Consider the following 19,551-nt stretch of genomic DNA (forward strand, 5'->3'; position numbering starts at 1 on the left):
CGGACGCGCTGGTGCTCATACCGAGATCCCCCGCGCTGCCATGAAGGGGACCGGGTCGACGGCAGCACCGTTGACCCGGGTCTCGAAGTGGAGGTGACACCCGGTGGACCAGCCGGTCGAGCCGATCTTGGCGATCTGCTGCCCCGCGGTGACGTGCTGGCCGGCGGTGACGAGGATGCCACCGTCGACCACGTGCCCGTAGGCGGTGGAGATGCCGCCGCCGTTGTCCAGGATGACCTCGTTGCCGTAGCCGCCGCCGTTGCCCGCGAAGGTCACGGTGCCGTCGTGGGCCGCGTAGATGGGGGCGTTGCAGGCGGGCGCGAGGTCGACCCCGGCGTGCAGCGCGGTGTAGTGCGTGTACGGGTCGACGCGGTAGCCGTACGGGCTGGTCTGGAACCCGCCGGACGGCCGGACCCACCCTGCCGCGTTGGCCGACCCGCCACCGGCACCGCCCTGGCTGGTCGTCGGGGCGTTCGCGGCCGCCTTCGCTGCCGCCGCGGCGATGCGGGCCTGCCGGGCCTTCTCGGCGGCGACGCCCTTGCGGTAGTCGGCCTCGACGCCGCGCTGCTTCGAGGTGAGGGCGGTCAGCTGCGCCTCGAGCCGGGCCTCGTTGTCGTTCTGGGCGTCCACGGCGGACTGGGCCGCGTCGGCGGCACCCTGCGCCTGTTGCATCTTCGACTGCGCCGCGTCGGCCAGGTCACCGAGGGCCTTCTTCGCACGGTCGGCCTTGTCGGCCAGGCCCTGGGCGACACCGCGGTCCTGCGACGCCTGGGAGTAGATGCCGTCGGCCTGCTCGGTGAGCTTCGACATGGCGCCGAGCTCGTACAGCAGGTCGTCAGAGTCGGACGGGTGCGTGAGGATGTCGGTCGTCACGTCGTCCCCGCTGGCCCGACCGAGCTGTGCGGCGAGCTGCCCGGCCTGTTCCTCGGACTCCGCTGCGGTCTGCTCGGCCTCGTCCGCCTGCGACTGGAATGTGTGCTGCTTCAGCGTCGCGGCGTCGTACTTCGTCTGCGCCGCCTGGTACGCCTCGCCCGCCGCCTGCGCAGCCTTCCGCTTGGCGGTCGCCTCGGACCGGAGCGAGGTGATGAGCGACTCGATCTCGTGCACCTTGTCCCGCTGGGCGCTCGTCGAGGACTTCGCCCGCTGCACCTCGTCCCAGCTCGGGTAGTCCACCGCGCTGGCGGACGACGTCGGCGACAGCGCGGCGAGCGTGCCGGCGGTGAGCGCGACGGCGACCGCGGCGGCGACGAGGCGGCTGCGGGCGGGGCGGGAGAACTGCGGAGAGGTCGTCATGGGTCTCGATTTCGTAACAGCGCGGCATGGCTCACGCACGTAACACTGTCAACACACGCAACAGTAACAACAGCGGCCCCAGGCTCGACAGCCCCTCGGTCGAGGGGCGGGACCGGCGTCGATGCTGGCATCGTGACCCGGTAGACAGCCGGGCGGCGAGGGCGCGACACGCCGGGGATGCACGTTCGACGGGCTCGGATTTGTGAAACCCGGAGGGCGTCCGTATGCTTGTCCATCGGTAGCGCGATGCACTGCTTGCGGCCCTATCGTTTAGTGGCCTAGGACACCGCCCTTTCACGGCGGCAGCACGGGTTCGAATCCCGTTGGGGTCACTCCTTGAGTGAGCAAGCAAGTAGTACTGAACAACACCACAGCAAGTCACAACATGCAGTACCCACAACACAACATGGCCCTGTAGCGCAGCTGGTTAGCGTGCCGCCCTGTCACGGCGGAGGTCGCGGGTTCAAGTCCCGTCAGGGTCGCCACGGCTGGATAGCTCAGTTGGTAGAGCGTTCGACTGAAAATCGAAAGGTCCACGGATCGATGCCGTGTCCAGCCACCGGTGAAGGCCCCCTGCTTCGGCAGGGGGCCTTTTCGGTTGTCTGGGTGTCTCGAGCGTCGGTCGAACGCCTGTCGTTCGCACAACCGAAGTCACCCGGAACCACGCGCAGGTGCGGTTCGGGGTGACTTCGGTTGTGCGGCTCGCGTCCGCGCGGGGTCGCTGACGGCCTGGAGGCGCGGCTCGCGTCCGCCAGGCCGCCGTCGGACTCAGGCCTCGCGGGTCTTCGGGCTGCTGTCGTTCGTCTTCGCCGGGTCGCGCTCGACCACGGCACCGAGGGCGTCGTCGATGCGGGTCATCAGCTCGGCGGGGATCTGCACCCCGGCAGCGCCGGCGTTGTCGTGCACCTGCTCCGGTCGCGATGCCCCGATGATCGCCGAGGCGACGTTCTCGTTCTGCAGCACCCAGGCCACGGCGAGCTGCGCCATCGACAGGTCGAGCTCCTTCGCGATCGGCTCGAGCTCCTGCACCGACGACAGCACCTCGTCGCGCATGAACCGCTTGATCATGTCCGCGCCGCCCTTCTCGTCCGTGGCGCGCGAGCCCTCGGGCAGCGGCTGACCCGGCTTGTACTTGCCGGTCAGCACGCCCTGGGCGATGGGCGACCAGACGATCTGCGAGATGCTGAGCTCCTTCGAGGTCGGCACCACTTCTTCCTCGATGACCCGCCACAGCGCCGAGTACTGCGGCTGGTTCGAGATGAGCTGGAACCCGAGGTCCTTCGCCAGCGCAGCGCCGGCACGGAGCTGGTCCGCCGTCCACTCGCTCACGCCGACGTACAGGACCTTGCCCTGCCGCACGATGTCGGCGAAGGCCTGCATCGTCTCTTCGAGGGGGGTCTCGTGGTCGTAGCGGTGCGCCTGGTACAGGTCGACGTAGTCGGTCTGCAGCCGCTCGAGCGAACCGTCGATCGACTCGAGGATGTGCTTGCGGGACAGGCCTGTGTCGTTGTGGCCCTTCGGCCCCGTCGGACCGAAGACCTTCGTGGCGATCTCGAGGGACTGGCGCCGCTCCCCCTTGAGCGCTTCGCCCAGGACGGTCTCGGCGCCGGTGTTGGCGTAGACGTCGGCGGTGTCGAACGTCGAGATGCCGACCTCCAGCGCGGCCTTGACGCAGGCGATCGCCGCGTCGTTCTCGACCTGGGAGGCGTGGGTGAGCCAGTTGCCGTAGGTGATCTCGGAGACCTTGAGGCCCGAGTTGCCGAGGTAGCGGTACTCCATGTGCGTGTCACTCCTGTCGTGGGACGCGTCGGTGCGACCCGAACCGTGACGGTAGTCCGACGTCGCCGCCGCGTACTCGGCAACGTGGCGCGGCGCTGTACGCTGATGTTTCAGGAGTGGTGGGGAAAGACGAAACCCCGGCGATGTGGCCTGAGCCAGGGATCGTTCCGGGGTCTTCGCCGACAACGGTAGCAGCCGGGACCACGACTACGCGGTCGAGCTGCTCGGGTGGATCATCCCGCACGCGGCGAGCTGGGCCGCGGAGACCACCTCGCTGCACGTCGTGCTCCGCGCCCGCCCCGACGTGGGGGTGCAGGATCGGTAGGAGTGCGGCACGGAGCAGTGCAGCCAGGAGCGAGGGAGCACCCATGACCGGGGCGAACGTGTTGTTCATCGGCGGGAGCGGCGTCATCAGCGCCGCCTGTGTCCGCGAAGCCGTCGAGCAGGGGTTCGACGTGACCGTGCTCAACCGGGGGACCACCGGGGGCAGGCCGATCCCGGAGGGCGTGACGCGCCTCCAGGCCGACGTGTCGGACCGCAGCGCCCTGGCGGACGCACTGGGCGACCGCCGGTTCGACGTGGTGGTGAACTGGATCGCCTTCACGCCGGACCAGGTGCAGGCCGACGTCGACTTCTTCGCCGGGCGAACGCGGCAGTACGTGTTCATCAGCTCGGCCTCGGCGTACCAGACGCCGGCGACGCACCTGCCGATCACGGAGTCGACGCCGCTGAAGAACCCGTACTGGCAGTACTCGCGCGACAAGATCGCGTGCGAGGAGCTGCTGATGCAGGCCTACCGGGAGCAGGACTTCCCGGTGACGATCGTGCGGCCGTCGCACACCTACGACGAGACGAAGCTGCCGCTGACCGGCGGGTGGACCGCGGTCGCGCGGATGCGCGCCGGCAAGCCGATCATCATCACGGGCGACGGCAGCTCGCTGTGGACGCTCACGCACAGCCGCGACTTCGCGGTCGGGTTCACGGGGCTGCTCGACCGGGCCGAGGCCATCGGCGAGCCGTTCACGATCACGAGCGACGAGGCGCCGACGTGGAACGCCATCGCGCAGGAGATCGCGGCGGCGGCCGGGGTCGACGACCTGCGGATCGTGCACGTGCCGGCGGACGCCATCAACGCCGTGGACCCGGAGTGGGGTGCGGCACTGCTCGGCGACAAGGCGAACAGCTCGGTGTTCGACAACAGCAAGGTCCGGTCGCTCGTGCCCTGGTACCGGCCCCGCACGCCGTACCGGCACGGGGTGCGCGAGGTCATCGCCTGGTACGAGGCACACCCCGAGGAGCAGGTCGTGGACGAGCGGCTCGACGGGCTGATGGACGAGCTGGCGGAGCGCTGGGCGGTGTGAGCCGGGCGCTTCAGTGAGCAGAAGACGTCAGGTCGCTTGCGATGACCCGACGTCTTCTGCTCACTCGGCGAGCTACCCGCGCGCGGCGAGCACCTCGCCCAGGGTCGCGATCGCGAAGCGGATCTCGTCGTCGGTGACGACGAGGGGCGGTGCGAAGCGGATCGTCGACCCGTGGGTGTCCTTCACCAGGAGCCCGCGGTCGGCGAGGTCCTTCGCGATCGCCTTGCCGGTGCCGAGCGCGGGGTCGATGTCGATCCCCGCCCAGAGTCCGGCGACGCGGTGCGACACGACCCCGTGCCCGACGAGCTCGTCGAGCAGGCCGCGCAGCAGCGGTTCGCCCTCGAGGGCCCGCTGCTGGAACGTGCCCTCACCGAGCATCGCCACGACCTCGGCGCCGACGGCTGCGGCGAGCGGGTTCCCGCCGAAGGTCGATCCGTGCTCGCCGGGGCGCAGGACACCGAGGACCTCGCGCGAGCCCACCACCGCGGAGACCGGCACGATCCCGCCGCCCAGGGCCTTGCCGAGCGTGATGAGATCGGGGCGCACGCCGACGCGCTGCACCGCCAGGGTGTGGCCCGTGCGACCGAGGCCGGACTGGATCTCGTCGGCGACGAACAGCGCGCCGAACTCGTCGCAGATCTCCCGGACGGACGGCAGGTACGACTCCGGCGGGATGACCACGCCGCCCTCACCCTGGATCGGCTCGAGCAGCACGGCGACGACGGTCTCGTCCATCGCCTCGCGCAGGGCAGCGGCGTCGCCGTACGGCACCGTGCGGAAGCCCGGCGTGTACGGACCGAAGTCGTCGCGGGCGTCGGGATCGTCGGAGAACGAGATGATCGTCGTGGTCCGGCCGTGGAAGTTCCCGGACGCGACGATGATCGTGGCCCGGTCGGCTGGCACACCCTTGACGCGGTAGCCCCACGCGCGGGACACCTTGATCGCGGACTCGACGGCCTCGGCACCGGTGTTCATCGGCAGGACCATCTCGGTCCCCGTCAGCTCCGCCAACGCCGCAGCGAACGGCCCGAGCTGGTCGTTCACGAACGCGCGGCTCGTGAGCGTCACCCGCTCGAGCTGGGCCCGCGCGGCATCGAGCAGCCGGGGGTTGCCGTGGCCGAAGTTCACGGCGGAGTACGCGGCGAGGCCGTCCAGGTACTGCTTGCCGTCGACGTCAGTGACGGTCGCTCCGGCACCCGACGCGATGACGACGGGCAGCGGGCTGTAGTTGTGCGCGAGGGCGCGGTCCTCGACGGCGAGCGCCGCCGCGGTGTTGACCCCGAGCGATGCTGCCGCCGACATCAGCTGACCCCGAGGGAACGCGCGACCGAGGTGCCGGTGCCGACCGGGTGCAGGTCGAGCGTGCAGCACTTCACGCCGCCACCGCCGAGCAGCAGCTCGGACAGGTCGACGCCGATCGGGTTGTACCCCTTCTCCTTCAGCTGCTCGGCAAACCGAACAGCCCGGGCGGCGATCACGACGTTGTACCCGTCGGAGTACGAGTTCAAGCCGAGGATGGCGGCGTCCTCCTCCGTCGCGATGATCGCGTCGGGGAAGCGCTCGCGCAGGATCGCCAGCGACGGCTCGTCGAAGGCGCTCTCCAGGTAGGCGATGTTCGACGTCCCGTCCGCCGCGGGCTCGGGGTCGAGCACGGCGATGGCGGTGTCGAGGTGGTAGAAGCTCGGGTTGATGAGCTTGAGCGTGACGACCTCGCGGCCGTAGATGCGGGCGAGCTCGTCGTGCGAGGTGCTGTCCGACCGGAAGCCGGTGCCGGCGAAGATGGTGTCGCCGATGAGCAGGAAGTCACCCTCGCCCTCGTTGGTCTGCTCCGGCTCGGCGACCGTCAGACCGGCATCGCGGAACCAGTCCATGTAGGCGGGACCCTCGGGCTGGCGCTCCGGGTACTGGAACTTCGCACCGTACGCGATGCCGTCGAGCACGAAGCCGCCGTTGGCCGCGTAGACCATGTCGGGCAGCCCGTCGATCGGGTCGATGTACGAGATGTCGAAGCCGAGCTGCTCGTAGACGGCGACGAGCGACTCCCACTGCTCGACGGCCTTCGACGTGTCGGTCGGCTCCTCCGGGTGCATCCACGGGTTGATCCGGTAGCTCACCGTGTAGAAGTCCGGCTTGCACATCAGGATCGTGCGCTTCGTGGCGACACGGGCCGGAGCGGCGGGAGTGGCGGGTGCGGTGTTCGACATCAGTCCTCCGAGGACCGGGGCCCGAGCCTGCCAGGAACCACCACTGAAAGTTGCTCCGGCGAGATGCAGGCTCACTCGCCGTAGCGGACCAGGTCGACGCCACGGAAAGTCTGGCACGAACCGTCCGACGAGTGCAGTCCCCCGCTGCCCACGGCTTGGCACCCGTTCGGGTGACGCACGTTTCGTGCGCGGAACCATCTGGACTCGCAAGAAGTCGGCGTACGATGGTCGTACATGGACACGCTCGACCACCGCATCCTGGATCAGCTCCGGGACAACGCCCGCGCCGGCTACGGCGACATCGGGTCGGTGGTCGGACTCTCGGCCTCGGCCGTGAAGCGCCGCGTCGACCGGCTGGTCGGCGACGGGGTCATCCAGGGCTTCACCATCAAGGTCGACCCCGCTGTCGAGGACCGCGGCACCGAGGCCTGGGTCGAGCTCTACTGCCGCGGCACCGTCTCGCCCAGCGAGCTGCGCGCCCTGCTCGACACGGTTCCCGAGGTCATCGACGCCGGCACCGTGACCGGCAGCGCCGACGCCGTCGTGCACATGCGCTCGAAGGACCTGTCGGCGCTCGAGCAAGCGCTCGACAAGGTGCGCCTCGCACCCCAGGTGGACCACACCCGGTCTGCGATCGTGCTCTCCAAGCTCGTCAGTCGCGACACGGCGTAACGTCGCGTTCGTGGGACGCGAGCAGACAGCCTGGAGGCGCGTGGGGCCTCCCGTCCGATCGGGCGCAGCCCGGCGTCTGGTCACCGCGGCGACCCTCGCGTACGTGGCGAACTGCCTGTGGGGCACGGCGGTGGCCGTGCGGCTGATCCGCACGAAGAAGCTCCGCGTCGTGCACCACGGCCTGTTCGTGGTGACGGCCACCCTGACCGGCGCCGCCGCGACGACGCCGGTCTGGACGCGGGACCGCTCGGCCCTGTTCCTGCTGCCGGCGCTCGTGCCCCTGGCCGTCGCTCCACGCACGGACCCGCGCGCCAGAGCACACTGGAGCGTCGCGGTCGCCGCCGCCCCGTCCTACCTGGGGGCGCTGCTCAGCCGGCGCCGTGCCTGACGACGAGACGAGAAGGACGCAGTGGAGCTGTTCGAGGCCATCCGACGACGACGCACGACGAACGGTGCGTTCCTGCCCGACCCGGTGTCCGAGGAGCACCAGCGACTGCTGATGGAGCTCGCGGGCCGGGCCCCGTCGCAGTTGAACAGCCAGCCGTGGCGGTTCGTGGTGATCGAGGAGCGCGACACGATCGACCGGATCGCGGCGATCAGTGGGCGGTCGATGACCAGCACGATGGCCGAGGGGACGTTCTTCGAGCGGTACAAGCCGTACTTCCGGTTCTCGCAGGCCGAAATGGACGCCCGGCGCGACGGCATGCTGTTCGACAAGCTGCCCGCACCGCTCCGGCCCTTCACGAAGCAGGTGTTCACCAAGCGCGGGCAGGTGCTCATGAACGCGCTCCGGGTGCCGCAGACGCTGGGTGAGGAGAACCGGAAGCTCGTGGCCGGGTCGCCGATGCTGCTCGGCGTGATGCTCGACCGTGACGAGTACCGCAAGGAGGCGCGGAACGCGTTCTACTCGGTGTTCAGCATGGGCGCGGCGATGGAGAACGTGTGGCTCGCCACCACCGAGCTCGGCCTCGGGATCCAGTTCGTGTCGTTCCCGATGGAGATCGAGGAGGCGTGGGCCGAGGTCGAGTCCCTGCTCGAGGTCCCGCCGGAGCTCGAGCTGATGGCCGTGTACCGGATCGGGTACCTGCCACCCGAGCGTCGGCGCCCCGCGATCGACTGGGTGTCGAACGAGCGGAAGCGACCGTCGCAGTACGTGTTCCGCGGCACGTGCGCGACCCCGCAGGCCGGGTGGGACGACCTGCCCGTCGTGAGCACCGACCCGGAGGCGACCACCCCGTGACCGACACCCGACCCGCTGACGGCGCTCCGGGCCTCCAACCCGTCGCCCCCGGCCTGACCGGCCGCCCCTGGATCTCGCAGGACTGGCTCGACGTCGTCTTCGTGCACTGGCGCGTCGACGTGTCGGCGGTGGCCCCGCTGCTGCCGGCCGGCACGCGACCCGACACGATGGCGCTCGACGGGACCGACGACGGGGTGACCACCTGGGTGGGGCTCATCGCGTTCCGGTTCGAGGACACGCGGTTCCCGCCGTTCTCGACGGGCAGCATCGGCGACTTCGTCGAGCTGAACGTCCGCGTCTACACCGTCGACGAGCAGGGGCAGCGTGGCGTCGTGTTCCTGTCGCTCGACGCCGGCAAGCTCCTGCCGACCATCGGCGCGCGTGTCGCCACCGGGCTGCCCTACCGGTGGGCGGTCGCGGAGTCGCGCAGCGGTGACGGACGGATCGGGTACGCCATGCGACGGCACGGCACGCACCTGCGGTCGATGGTGGACGTGCGGGTCGGCGACGCGATCGACGAGCCCGGGCCGCTCGAGACGTTCCTGACTGCACGGTGGGGCATGCACGTGCACCGCGCCGGTCGGACGCGGTTCTGGCCGAACGAGCACGAGCCGTGGCCGCTGCACCGGGCGTCGGTGGTGTCGCTGCGGGACGACCTGGTCGGGGCGGCTGGGCTGCCCTTCGGGCTGACGGAGCTCGAGCCGGACTCGGTGCTCTCCTCGCCCGGGGTCACGACGCGGTTCGGTCGGGGGCGCTGAGCGGTTCCTGGCCGCGTGGTGTGCGGGCGGCGATCCGGAACTGACCGACGGCCAGCAGGGTCGCGAACAGTGCGAACACGGCGCTGGCGATCCAGGCGGCACGCAGGGACTCCGGCACGCTCTCGACGGTGAGTCCGACGACGGCGAGGGTCGCGCACGCGACCGCGACGGTCGCAGAAGCCCATGCGGCCACGAGGTGATCGAACCGCGGCGCCGCGCGCGCGGTCGTGTACAGCCACACCGCGGCCCCCACCCCGACGAGCAGGCCGAGTCGTGACCCGACCAACGAGCTGGTGATCGCGACGACGACAGCAGCCGTCGCAGCGACGACCACGCGGGTCACGTGGCTCCGCCACGAGGCCACACGCGTCTGTTCGTCGTACGCATGCCGACCGGTGACGAACACGGCGACGGCGCCGACGGTGATGATGATCGCACCCGACACTCCGACGACGAGGGCGAGCACGCCCCCCAGGACGACACCGACGACGGCGAACGCGGCAGCGAAGACCACGGCCAGCACCGGGTACGTCCAGACCTCGAGCGGCCGGTTCGGCGCGTTGAGCACCCAACCGGGCGGTGCTTCGTCGGTGGGGTCATCGGTCTCGGGGTGTCGGGTCTCCACCTGGCCATGATGTCCGGTCGCCGTCGTCATGGTTCGACGCAGCCGCTCCGGGGGACAGCGGCTGAGTGGTGCACGACCGGTCGCAGGTACAAGGGAGCCATGACGCGAGTGGCAGTGGTGACCGGTGGATCCGCAGGACTGGGACGGGCGACCGTCCGGGAGCTCGCCGCACGGGGGTGGGACGTGGCCGTCCTGGCCCGCGGTCAGGAGGGCGTCGACGCCGCGGCCGCCGAGGTCGAGGCCGCCGGACGCCGGGGACTGGCCGTCGCCGTCGACGTGTCCGACCGTCAGGCCGTCGAGGCCGCTGCCGACCGGATCGAGCGGGAACTCGGGCCGATCGACCTGTGGGTGAACGGCGTCATGGTCGGCGTGTTCGGCAAGTTCCTCGACACCGCGCCGGAGGACTTCGAACGGGCGCTGCACGTCACGTACCTGGGGTTCGTGAACGGGACCCGGGCCGCACTGTCGCGGATGGTCCCGCGCGGCCGCGGCCACGTCATCCAGGTCGGGTCGGCGCTCGGGTTCCGCGGCATCCCCCTGCAGGCCGCGTACTGCGGCGCGAAGCACGCGATCGTCGGCTTCACCGAGTCCGTCGTCTCCGAACTCCGCGAGCAGGGCAGCAAGGTCCGGGTCTCCCGCGTGGACATGCCGGCGCTCAACACGCCCCAGTTCCAGTGGGTGAAGTCGAAGCTGCCGCACCACCCGCAGCCCGTCGCACCGATCTACCAGCCCGAGGTCGGGGCGCGGTCCATCGCGGCCGTCGCCGAACGACCGCGCAGCCGCACGTGGGTCGGTGAGTCCACGGTGTACACGATCCTGGGCAACCGGATCAGCGGCCGCTTCGCCGACTGGTACGCGGCGAAGACCCTGGTGTCCGGGCAGCAGGCGCCCGACAAGGACGGCCTGGAGATGCGGGACAACCTGTACGAGCCGGTGCCGGGCGACCACGGAGCGCACGGGGTCTTCGACGAGTCGGCGCACGCCTGGTCGCCGCAGACGTGGTGGGTCGAGCACCGCCGGGTCGGCAACGGGATCATCGGTGCGGTGCTCGGTGCCGCCGGCGCCGTCGCGCTCGTGGCCGGGCGACGACGATGAGCCGCCGGGTAACCGGGCTCGCAGCGCCGTCGCTGGTCGAGATCGGTCGGGCCGGGCTCGGGCTGTGGCACCTGAGCCGTGCCCTGCGCGGCCGGGAGCAGGCGGTCCTGCACGGCGTGCTCGGTGTCCGGCAGCTGGCGCAGGCCCTGCTCGTCAGGCGCTCCGGCACCGGCAACGCGCACACCCTGAGCGCCGTCGTCGACGCGCTGCACGGCGTGACCATGGTGCCGCTCGCGGTCGCCGACCCCCACCGCCGTCGGTTCGCCGTCGACCAGCTGTGGATCGCGACGGTCCTGGCGGTCGCCGAGGCCGCCGCGGTCGGTCGCGGTCAGCGCCGGCGCTGATCCTGTCGGGGGTGCTCGGTAGCGTCCCCCGACATGAGCACGATCTACTCGGTCGCCTCGTCGCTCGACGGGTTCGTGGCCGCACCCGACGACGACCTCGGCTGGCTGCTGCAGTTCGGCTTCGAGCCGTTCCAGGAGCACCACGACCGGTTCTTCGCGGGCGTCGGTGCGATCGCGATGGGGTCGACCACGTACGAGTGGTTGCTGACCCACGACGACACCTGGGCCTACCCGGACGTGCCGACGTGGGTGTTCACCTCGAGGACCCTGCCGGTGCCGGACGGCGCCGACGTGCGGTTCGTCTCCGGCGAGGTCGGCGACCACCAGGCCGACCTCGAGCATGCGGCCGGTGACCGTGACGTGTGGGTCGTCGGCGGCGGGCTGCTCGCGGCGCAGTACCAGCATGCGGGACTCCTCGACGAGCTGCGGGTCACCGTGATGCCGGTCGCGCTCGGTGCCGGAGCACCGCTGCTGCCGGTGGCGGCCCCGACCCCGGTGTTCGCGCTCGTCGGTACGACGCCGTTCGCGGGCGGGGCAGTCGAGCTGCACTACCGCTCCGCGGCTTCCGCAGCTTCGTCGGCGTAGCGTCCGGACCATGAGCGACAACGAGCAGACCGAGCCCGTCATGGACGGTGCCACCGAAGCCACGAACCACGAGAAGCTGCAGGGCCTGATCGAACAGGTCGACCACGACCACGGCGACGAGGGTGCCGGCGCGATGGCGGACCACCTGCGGGACCGCATGGACGAGACCGGCGTCGAGGCCGAAGAGGGAGGCGACGGCGAGGACTGACCGCCGAGCGACTTCGTGAGCAGGAATGGTCGGGTGCCGTGCGGGTACCCGACCATTCCTGCTCACGAAGCGTGACGCGCGGAACGCTCGGGCGGGGTCAGACCCGCAGCTGGGCGAAGTCCGGGTCGACGTCACCGAACCGGTGCGCGGTGATCGACACCGACTGCTCGCGCAGGTACGGCAGCATCTCGATCAGGCCGGCCTCGACCACGGGGGCGTCGTGGATCGCGACGTCGATGCTCGCCCCGAAGGCTTCCTCGAGCGCGAGCGGGTCGCCACCGAGCAGACGGATGCGCGCGCCGGGTCCTCCGAACGCCGTGTGCCCCCGACGCTCCTGTCCCTGCGACAGCACGGCCTCCAGCGCGTCGACGGGCTGGTCGTCCTGGCCGTCGGACCAGTTCGCCTGGAACACCGCGCCGGACGACGCGCGGGCGTGGAACTCCTGGTCGGATTCCACCAGGTGGTCGACGACGTCGAGCGGGGACCGGCTCGACGCCAGCAGTTGCGTGAGCGGACCGGGCAGCGGGCGGGCCGTGCTGAGCAGGACGTGCGCACGCGCAGCGGTCGCGGCGACGAGCGTCCGCACCAGGTCACCCGTCGAGGCGTCCTCGGCCTGGCGCACGATGACCGACTGCGGGCGGTGCCGCAGCACGTTCCGCTGCACGACGAGGCCGGCGAGGTCCTGCGACCGGCCGTAGCGCGTCTCGAGGGCCCGCACGTCGCTCAGCGCGCCGGCGCGGACGCGGTCGAACTCCTCGAAGGACAGGCCGCTGCGTGCCGCCTCGATGACCGCGGTCACGCGCGGGGGCAGGCCGTGCAGCTGGATGCTCTTGTGGACCGTGCGCGGCACCGGGAGCCACCGGCCGAGGGTCGCGACGTACATCGGGCCGCCGGCCTGGGTGCCGGTGCCGACCGCGGAGCCCTTCCACCCGCCGAACGGTTGGCGCCCCACGACGGCGTCGGTGGTGGCGCGGTTGACGAACAGGTTGCCCGCCTGCACGCGGCTGAGCCACTCCGCGACCTCGTCGACGTCGAGCGAGTGGATGCCCGCCGCCAGTCCGGAGTCGATGCTGTTCTGCAGGGCGATGGCCTGCTCGAGGGTCTCGGCGCGCATGATGCCGAGCACCGGTCCGGCGTGCTCCGCCTGGTGGAAGTCACTGCCGGGGCGCACGCCGTCGCGGATGCCCGGTGACCAGAGCCGCCCCGAGTCGTCGAGGGCCTCGGGCTGCACCAGCCAGGACTCCCCCGGTCCGAGCTCGGTCAGACCCTGCCGCACCGTGCCCTGCGGTTCGTCGATGAGCGGGCCGACCTGGGCCGTGGGGTCGTCGGGCCAGGCGACGCGGAGCGTGCGCGTGGCGTCGACGAGCTGACGGCGGAACCGCTCGCTCTCGCCGATGGACCCGACCAGCACCACGAGCGACGCCGACGAGCACTTCTGCCCCGCGTACCCGAAGGCCGACCGCACGATGTCCTGCACCGCGAGGTCGACGTCGGTACTCGGGGTGACCACGATGGCGTTCTTCCCGCTCGTCGCGGCGGTGAGCGGCAGCCCGGCCCGCCACCACCGGAACGACCGGGCCGTGTCCGACGACCCGGTCAGGATGATGCGGTCGACCGCGGGGTGGCCGATCAGGTCGCGGCCGAGTTCGTCCTCGGCGATGTCGACGAGCCGCAGCAGCGAGTGCGGCACCCCGGCGTCCCAGAGCACGTCGGCGAGCACGGCACCGGACCGTTCCGCACGGGGCGCGGGCTTGAGCACCACGCCGCTGCCCGCGGCGAGCGCCGCCAGCACGCCCCCGGCGGGGATCGCGACGGGGGAGTTCCACGGCGGCACGACCACGGTGAGCCGCGGCGGGACGTACTGCGCGCCGTCGACGTCGTCCAGGCGGCGGGCGCTCTCGGCGTAGTGGTGGGCGGCGTCGACGGCCGCGGTGACCTCGGTGTCGGCCTCGGCGAAGGTCGTGCCGGTCTCGGCGGCCATCACCTCGATCAGGTCGGCCCGACGGGTCTCGAGCTCGTGCCCGATCAGGTCGAGGAGCTCCGCACGGTCGGACGGGTCCTGCCGCCCCCAGTTGACGCCGGCCTGGGCGGTGCGGGCCATGATGCGCTCGAGCGTGGAGCGGTCGGTGACCCGCGCCCCGCGGATCGTCTGCGCGCCGAGCTTCGAGCGCGGGACCCGGCGCAGGACGTCGAGCGCCCATGCCCGGTTGGCGGCGACGGTGGGGTCGGTGTCCGGGGCGTTCCGGAACGCGTCGCGCAGCACGGGTTCGCCGAGGGCGCGGTGGCGGTCCTGCGTGCGGTGCGTGGTCGGCACGGGCTCGTCGAGCGCTGCGACGGACGCCAGGTAGCGCTCCCGTTCGCGCTCGAAGACGCTGGCGTCGCGGTCGATCTCGGACGCGCCGGAGACGAAGTTCTCGGGGCTCGCGCTCTCCTGCAGCCGGCGCGCCAGGTACGCGATCGCGGAGTCGTACTCGTCGGGCTGCACGACCGGCGTGTAGAGCAGGACCTGCCCGACGTCGGCGCGCACCGCCTGGGCGTGCGTCGACGCCATGCCGAGCAGCATCTCGACGTCGACCGCGTCGGTCACCCCGCGACGCTGGGCGAGCACCCACGCGGTGGCGAGGTCGAACAGGTTGTGGCCGGCGACGCCGATGCGCACGGCGTCGGTGCGATCCGGGGTCAGCGCGGCGTCGAGCATCCGCAGGTAGGCGGTGTCGGTCTCGCGCTTGCTCCCCCACGTCGCGAGGGGCCACTCGTGCAGGATCGCGTCGACGTGCTCGAGGGCGAGGTTCGCGCCCTTCACGAGCCGCACCGTGATCGGCGCGCCACCGCGCGAGCGGCGTTCCTGCGCCCACACGGTCAGCGCGTCGAGGGCCGGTGCGGCGTCGGGCAGGTACGCCTGCAGCGCCACCCCGGCGGGCAGGTCGGTGAACTCGTCGCGGTCGAGCAGCGCGCGGAACACCGCGAGGGTGACGTCGAGGTCGCGGTACTCCTCGACGTCGAGGTTGATGAACTTGGCCGGACGGCCCGACGCCAGCGGAGCGGCCGCCAGTCGGTACAGCGGGACGAGCCGGTCGACGACGCGCTCGACCGTCTGGTCGAACCCCCACGACGACAGCTGCGGCACGACAGCGCTCACCTTGACCGACACGTGGTCGACGTCGTCGCGCGCGAGCAGGTCCATCGTGCCCTGCAGCCGGCGGTCGCTCTCGGCGCTGCCGAGCACTGCCTCGCCGAGCAGGGCCACGTTCAGCCGGGTGCCCGGTCCGCGCACCCTGGCGAGCGCCGGCCCGAGCTTGGCCGTGCTGGCGTCGATGACCAGGTGCTCGGTCATCCGGCGCAGGATCCGACGCGCGGTGGGGATCACGGCCCAGGGCGCCATGGTGGCGAACCCGCCGCCGAGCGTCACCGCGCCGCGCAGGTACCAGGCGAGGAAGTCGGGGACGTCACGGCTGAGCTGTTCGAGGTTGCGGGCGGCGACCCGGGGGTCTTCCGGACGGATGACCTTGTCGATGAAGCCGCGCGTGAAGTCGAGTCCGCGTTCGTCGCGCAGCGCCTCGGTCAGGCGGGCCGCTCCGGGGTCCGGCTTGGCCCCCGCAGACGCCGCCAGCCACCGTCGCACGAGCGCGACGGCGTCGTCGGTGGTGTCCTGCAGACGGGCGCTCGGCATGCTCCGATCGTATGCCGCACGTCCGACGCCACATCGGAGCGCGCCGTGCGTCGGCCAGGGTTCATCCGAGCGGATGAAACCACCGACGGCACGGTCCGACCAGCGAGCCGGTGGATACGCTGGTCGGCATGTCGACGAGGGGCAACGGTGGCCACGACTGGGCCACCTGGGACGCGTACCACGACGTCTGGCGACGGCTCGACCGGGCGCTCGACCAGGCCGTCCAGGCCGGCGCCGGCATCTCCATCCCCGAGTTCGAGATCCTGATCGGACTGCACCGCGACCCCGACCACCGTCTGCGGGTGCGGGACATCGCGGCCGGCATCGGCTGGGAGAAGTCACGCGTCAGCCACCAGGTCACCCGGATGGTCTCGCGTGGCCTGGTCGAGCGCGCGGACTGCCCGACCGACGGCCGCGGCAGCTGGGTGGTGATGACCGCGGACGGCCGGCGCGCGGTGCTCGCCGGCATCCGTGCGCACACCGGGGCGCTCGAGGACCTGTTCTGGAGGCCCGTGGGGACCGACGCCGAGACGCTGCGGTCCGTCAGCGCGCGCGTCCAGGACGCCATCGGCCCCGACGACGCGTCGGACGAGGCCGACGCCGGTTAGAGCGTGACGGCGGCGAGCGCGCCGCGCTCACCCCGCAGCCGGACCTGCACGCTCGCGATCTCGTCGCGCGGGATGTCCGTCGAGGCCGACAGCCCCCGGGCGTCAGCACCCGCAGCGGTCCACGACCCCACGGTCTCGGTGGTGCCGTCCGTCCGGACGACCACGAGGTCGTACAGGACCGACCCGTCGGCAGACCACTCCTTGCCGCCGTACGAGCACCCCCAGTCGAAGCGGGTGCCCCACTGCTGGCCGCTGACCGCGAGCCGGACGTCGAGCCCCGGCACGCCGGTCATGTCGTAGCGGTCGGCGGTGGCCGCCGCGGTCGGGACGGGACCGGCCTGCACCGTCGTGCGCTCCCCCGCGGCCCCGACCGCGAGCCCGCCGAGGACGGCAGCGACCACGGCGAGCCCCGCGGTGGCGGCGACCCAGACCCGGCGACGGCGGCGACGGTGGCGGACGCGGTGTGCGACGGAGGCGAGGTCGCTCTCGGGACGGGTGTCGGGCCTCCCGTCCGGTTCGGCGATCTCGATCGCCTGGTCGGCCGGCAGCTTGCCGAGCAGGCCCGGCAGACCGGCGAGCTCGGCGACCGCGGCCGCACAGCGGTCGCAGGTCTCGAGGTGCCGCTCGTACGCCAGCCGCTCGTCCGCCGGGAGCGACCCCAGGACGTACGCCGCATCCCACTCCGCGTACTCGTCGTGCCGGTCGTCGCTCATCGGGTCACTCCTCGTTCCTGCAGCGCGAGCCGGAGGGCTCGCAGCCCGTAGTGCAGCCGCGACTTCGCGGTGCCCTCGGGGATGTCGTGTCGTCGTGCGATCTCGGGCACGGTGTGTCCGAGCCAGTAGGCGTCCACCACCACGCGGCGGTGGTCCGGGGTCAGGGACGCGAGGGCGTCGGCGACCACGATCCGGTCGAGCACGGCGTCCGTGCTGTCCGGCTCGACCCGGTCGACCTGGTGTTCCGAACCGTGCTCACGGCGGCTGCGCGCTGACCGGGCGTCGTCGACGACCAGGTTGCGGGCAACCGTGAAGAGCCACGCACGCGCGCTGTCGGGTGCCCGCTCGAGCACGGCCGGACGCTGCCAGGCACGGACCATGGTCTCCTGCACGACGTCCTCGACCGTCGAGCCGTCCCGCGTCAGGTGCCGGACGTACCGGGTGAGCGCGTCCCCGTGCTCGCGGTACAGCGTCGCCAGCAGCTCGTCGGCGGAACGACTCGTCACGGTCACTTCCCGAGGTCGAGGGAGAACTCGACGGAGCCCTTCCCGTCCACGGTGACGAAGCCGAGCGAGGGAGCCTTCACGCCGTGGTCGGCGAAGGTGATCGGCACGGTGCCCGCGACCTGGACGGTGCCGCCCTTGCCGACCGCGACCTGTGCATCGGCCGTGACGGGCTGCTCGACGCCGTGCAGGTCCATCGTGCCGGTCAGGGTGACGTCCTGCGTCGAGCCGTCGAGCGCCTTCGTGACGTCGACGGGCTTCGTCAGCTCGAACGTCGCCGTCGGGTACTCGTCCGTCTGCAGCGCGGTGGAGCGGAAGTACTCGTCGCGGGCGGACTCGGGGGTGGTGATCTTCGCGACCTGCACGGTGACGGTCGCCTTCGTCAGGGAGCCGTCGTCGACGACGGCGGTGCCCTCGACGTCCTTCGTGCGGCCGACCACGTCCACGTCGTTCCCCTGCAGGACCTCGTGCACCCGGTACCCGGCGTACGAGCTGCCCGTGCTGGTCCAGGTGCCGTCGGCGTCCTTCGCGTCGAGGGAGCCGGACGAGGACGCCGACAGCGACGGGGCCGCGGCGGCCTGGCCGTTGACGGTGTTCGCGTAGATGACCGGGCCGGCGATGACGGCTGCTGCCGCGACGACGACGACGCCGGCGGAGATCCCGATGATGACCTTGGTGCGTTTGCGGAGTGCCATACCCAGACGACGAGGCAGCCAGCCAGATCGTTCAGGTCGGGTTCAGTCGGTGGCGCGGGCGCGTTCCGCGTCGGCACGATCCGGGTCGCTCGCCACCGCGTCGTCGTCGGTCGCCGGGGTCTCGCCACGCATCCGGATGACGCTCGCCAGGGTCGACACCGCCATCGCCGCCACGATCACGCCGAGCGACACCCAGGTGTTGATCTCCGGTGCCCACGCGATGTGCTCGCCGCCGTTCAGGAACGGCAGCTCGTTGTCGTGCAGGGCGTGCAGCACGAGCTTCACGCCGATGAAGGCCAGGATCACCGCGATCCCGTACTTCAGGTAGACCAGGCGCTCGAGCAGCCCGCCGAGCAGGAAGTACAGCTGCCGCAGCCCCATCAGGGCGAAGACGTTCGCGGTGAACACGATGAACGGGCTCTCGGTGATGCCGAAGATCGCCGGGATCGAGTCGAGCGCGAAGAGGAGGTCGGTCGTGCCGATCGCGATGAGCACGATGAGCAGCGGGGTGAAGTGGCGCACGCCGTCCTGGGTGGTGCGGAACTTCATGCCGTCGAAGTCGTCGGTGATCCGCACCCGGCGACGCAGCAGTCGCACGAGGGCGCTGTCCTGCTGCTCACCCTCGTCCTCGCCGCGCAGCTGCTGGATCGCGGTCCAGATCAGCCAGGCCCCGAAGATGTAGAAGATCCACGAGAAGTTCTCGATCAGCTGCGCGCCGACGAGGATGAAGATGCCCCGGAGCACCAGGGCGATGATGATCCCCAGCATGAGGACCTCTTGCTGGATCTTCTTCGGCACCGAGAACCGCGCCATGATGATGACGAAGACGAACAGGTTGTCGATGCTCAGGCTGTACTCGGTCAGCCAACCGGCCAGGAACTCCCCGGCGGGGTCACCACCGGCGAACACGAGCATCAGCACCGCGAAGACCAGCGCCAGGCCGACGTAGATCCCCACCCAGGTGCCGGACTCGCGGAGCGTCGGCACGTGCGGCCGGCGCGCCACGATCAGCAGGTCGGCGAGCAGGATCGCGACCAGGGCGATCATCGAGCCGACTTCGAAGACGACGGGGAGCTCGGGCATGCGGAGCCTTCCTTGCTGGTGGTGGGCGGGCTGCTTCGTGAACGGCCCGGACCAGTCTCCGGCATGATCCGGGTGCTGGCGAACGCGGGGGCTGCGTGCGGTGGACAGACCCGTC

20 protein-coding genes and 3 tRNA genes are annotated in these 19,551 nt (G+C 71.3%); 13 read left to right on the forward strand and 10 right to left on the reverse strand.

Annotation, left to right across the window (positions count from 1 at the left end):
* Nucleotides 1-15: 15 nt before the first annotated feature.
* On the reverse strand, nucleotides 16-1,293 hold the full coding sequence (locus LEL83_RS05990; RefSeq protein WP_225558125.1) for a M23 family metallopeptidase: 1,278 nt from the start codon (nucleotides 1,291-1,293) through the stop codon (nucleotides 16-18).
* Between the two features lie 259 nt (nucleotides 1,294-1,552).
* Between LEL83_RS05990 and LEL83_RS05995 the strand changes: the two genes are divergently transcribed.
* From LEL83_RS05995 to LEL83_RS06005, 3 genes are all read left to right on the forward strand, one after another.
* Nucleotides 1,553-1,625 (forward strand) — tRNA-Glu (locus LEL83_RS05995).
* A gap of 76 nt (nucleotides 1,626-1,701) precedes the next feature.
* Nucleotides 1,702-1,778: transfer RNA gene (locus LEL83_RS06000), tRNA-Asp, on the forward strand.
* A 1-nt stretch (nucleotide 1,779) separates the two neighbouring features.
* Nucleotides 1,780-1,852 (forward strand) — tRNA-Phe (locus LEL83_RS06005).
* Between the two features lie 209 nt (nucleotides 1,853-2,061).
* On the opposite strand, the gene LEL83_RS06010 is transcribed toward LEL83_RS06005, so the two are convergent.
* Nucleotides 2,062-3,072, reverse strand: coding sequence for an aldo/keto reductase family protein (locus LEL83_RS06010; protein WP_225558126.1), 1,011 nt, complete (start codon nucleotides 3,070-3,072; stop codon nucleotides 2,062-2,064).
* Between the two features lie 368 nt (nucleotides 3,073-3,440).
* Here LEL83_RS06010 and LEL83_RS06015 point away from each other — a divergent pair, with 368 nt between their 5' ends.
* The gene (locus tag LEL83_RS06015; RefSeq protein ID WP_198657312.1) at nucleotides 3,441-4,433 is read left to right on the forward strand and encodes an NAD-dependent epimerase/dehydratase family protein; all 993 of its coding nucleotides are present in this window, start codon (nucleotides 3,441-3,443) and stop codon (nucleotides 4,431-4,433) included.
* 72 nt (nucleotides 4,434-4,505) lie between these two features.
* On the opposite strand, the gene rocD is transcribed toward LEL83_RS06015, so the two are convergent.
* Together rocD and ddaH are read right to left on the reverse strand one after the other, a co-directional pair.
* Complete coding sequence (gene rocD, locus LEL83_RS06020; protein ID WP_225558127.1) at nucleotides 4,506-5,735, reverse strand: ornithine--oxo-acid transaminase; 1,230 nt, start codon at nucleotides 5,733-5,735, stop codon at nucleotides 4,506-4,508.
* Entirely contained in the window at nucleotides 5,735-6,637 is a 903-nt protein-coding gene (gene ddaH / locus LEL83_RS06025) for a dimethylargininase (protein WP_198657310.1), read from the reverse strand. Before ddaH ends, rocD begins: the two co-directional genes overlap by 1 nt.
* Before the next feature lie 234 nt (nucleotides 6,638-6,871).
* On the opposite strand from ddaH, the gene LEL83_RS06030 reads away from it, so the two are divergent.
* Genes LEL83_RS06030 through LEL83_RS06045 form a run of 4 tightly spaced genes read left to right on the forward strand, consistent with a single transcriptional unit; the run spans nucleotide 6,872 to nucleotide 9,307 of the window.
* Nucleotides 6,872-7,309, forward strand: a complete 438-nt coding sequence (locus tag LEL83_RS06030; protein ID WP_198657309.1) for an Lrp/AsnC family transcriptional regulator — start codon at nucleotides 6,872-6,874, stop codon at nucleotides 7,307-7,309.
* Nucleotides 7,310-7,349: 40 nt separating this feature from the next.
* Nucleotides 7,350-7,697 carry a hypothetical protein gene (locus LEL83_RS06035; protein ID WP_225558128.1) on the forward strand — a complete coding sequence of 116 codons (348 nt, stop codon included), beginning with the start codon at nucleotides 7,350-7,352 and terminating at the stop codon, nucleotides 7,695-7,697.
* A 21-nt stretch (nucleotides 7,698-7,718) separates the two neighbouring features.
* A complete protein-coding gene (locus LEL83_RS06040; protein ID WP_225558129.1) occupies nucleotides 7,719-8,549 on the forward strand; it encodes a nitroreductase family protein in 831 nt (276 codons plus the stop codon).
* Entirely contained in the window at nucleotides 8,546-9,307 is a 762-nt protein-coding gene (locus tag LEL83_RS06045; protein WP_225558130.1) for a YqjF family protein, read from the forward strand. The genes LEL83_RS06040 and LEL83_RS06045 overlap by 4 nt, the downstream gene beginning before the upstream one ends.
* On the opposite strand, the gene LEL83_RS06050 is transcribed toward LEL83_RS06045, so the two are convergent.
* Nucleotides 9,279-9,932, reverse strand: a complete 654-nt coding sequence (locus tag LEL83_RS06050; protein ID WP_225558131.1) for a hypothetical protein — start codon at nucleotides 9,930-9,932, stop codon at nucleotides 9,279-9,281. The genes LEL83_RS06045 and LEL83_RS06050 overlap by 29 nt on opposite strands.
* A 99-nt stretch (nucleotides 9,933-10,031) precedes the next feature.
* Between LEL83_RS06050 and LEL83_RS06055 the strand changes: the two genes are divergently transcribed.
* From LEL83_RS06055 to LEL83_RS06070, 4 genes are read left to right on the forward strand one after another with little or no spacing between them, the layout of a single operon-like run.
* Complete coding sequence (locus LEL83_RS06055) at nucleotides 10,032-11,027, forward strand: SDR family oxidoreductase (RefSeq protein WP_225558132.1); 996 nt, start codon at nucleotides 10,032-10,034, stop codon at nucleotides 11,025-11,027.
* Entirely contained in the window at nucleotides 11,024-11,371 is a 348-nt protein-coding gene (locus LEL83_RS06060) for a hypothetical protein (protein WP_225558133.1), read from the forward strand. The genes LEL83_RS06055 and LEL83_RS06060 overlap by 4 nt, the downstream gene beginning before the upstream one ends.
* 33 nt (nucleotides 11,372-11,404) lie before the next feature.
* Nucleotides 11,405-11,956, forward strand: a complete 552-nt coding sequence (locus tag LEL83_RS06065) for a dihydrofolate reductase family protein (RefSeq protein WP_225558134.1) — start codon at nucleotides 11,405-11,407, stop codon at nucleotides 11,954-11,956.
* 10 nt (nucleotides 11,957-11,966) lie between these two features.
* Nucleotides 11,967-12,164 (forward strand): hypothetical protein, encoded by a 198-nt coding sequence (locus tag LEL83_RS06070; protein WP_198657301.1) that lies wholly within the window; start codon nucleotides 11,967-11,969, stop codon nucleotides 12,162-12,164.
* A gap of 97 nt (nucleotides 12,165-12,261) precedes the next feature.
* Here the strand turns inward: LEL83_RS06070 and LEL83_RS06075 are convergent, their stop codons facing one another.
* Entirely contained in the window at nucleotides 12,262-15,834 is a 3,573-nt protein-coding gene (locus LEL83_RS06075) for a proline dehydrogenase family protein (RefSeq protein WP_225558135.1), read from the reverse strand.
* 128 nt (nucleotides 15,835-15,962) lie between these two features.
* Here LEL83_RS06075 and LEL83_RS06080 point away from each other — a divergent pair, with 128 nt between their 5' ends.
* Nucleotides 15,963-16,442 carry a MarR family winged helix-turn-helix transcriptional regulator gene (locus tag LEL83_RS06080; protein ID WP_225558136.1) on the forward strand — a complete coding sequence of 160 codons (480 nt, stop codon included), beginning with the start codon at nucleotides 15,963-15,965 and terminating at the stop codon, nucleotides 16,440-16,442.
* Here LEL83_RS06080 and LEL83_RS06085 read toward each other — a convergent pair.
* Genes LEL83_RS06085 through LEL83_RS06100 form a run of 4 tightly spaced genes read right to left on the reverse strand, consistent with a single transcriptional unit; the run spans nucleotide 16,439 to nucleotide 19,436 of the window.
* Complete coding sequence (locus LEL83_RS06085; protein WP_225558137.1) at nucleotides 16,439-17,155, reverse strand: anti-sigma factor; 717 nt, start codon at nucleotides 17,153-17,155, stop codon at nucleotides 16,439-16,441. The two genes, LEL83_RS06080 and LEL83_RS06085, sit on opposite strands and share 4 nt — an antisense overlap.
* Complete coding sequence (locus LEL83_RS06090; protein ID WP_198657297.1) at nucleotides 17,152-17,667, reverse strand: sigma-70 family RNA polymerase sigma factor; 516 nt, start codon at nucleotides 17,665-17,667, stop codon at nucleotides 17,152-17,154. Before LEL83_RS06090 ends, LEL83_RS06085 begins: the two co-directional genes overlap by 4 nt.
* Nucleotides 17,664-18,353, reverse strand: a complete 690-nt coding sequence (locus LEL83_RS06095; protein ID WP_225558138.1) for a YceI family protein — start codon at nucleotides 18,351-18,353, stop codon at nucleotides 17,664-17,666. The genes LEL83_RS06090 and LEL83_RS06095 overlap by 4 nt, the downstream gene beginning before the upstream one ends.
* A gap of 42 nt (nucleotides 18,354-18,395) precedes the next feature.
* Complete coding sequence (locus LEL83_RS06100; RefSeq protein ID WP_225558139.1) at nucleotides 18,396-19,436, reverse strand: TerC family protein; 1,041 nt, start codon at nucleotides 19,434-19,436, stop codon at nucleotides 18,396-18,398.
* Nucleotides 19,437-19,551: the final 115 nt, after the last annotated feature.

Source organism: Curtobacterium oceanosedimentum (genome assembly GCF_020297365.1).
Lineage (GTDB): Bacteria > Actinomycetota > Actinomycetes > Actinomycetales > Microbacteriaceae > Curtobacterium.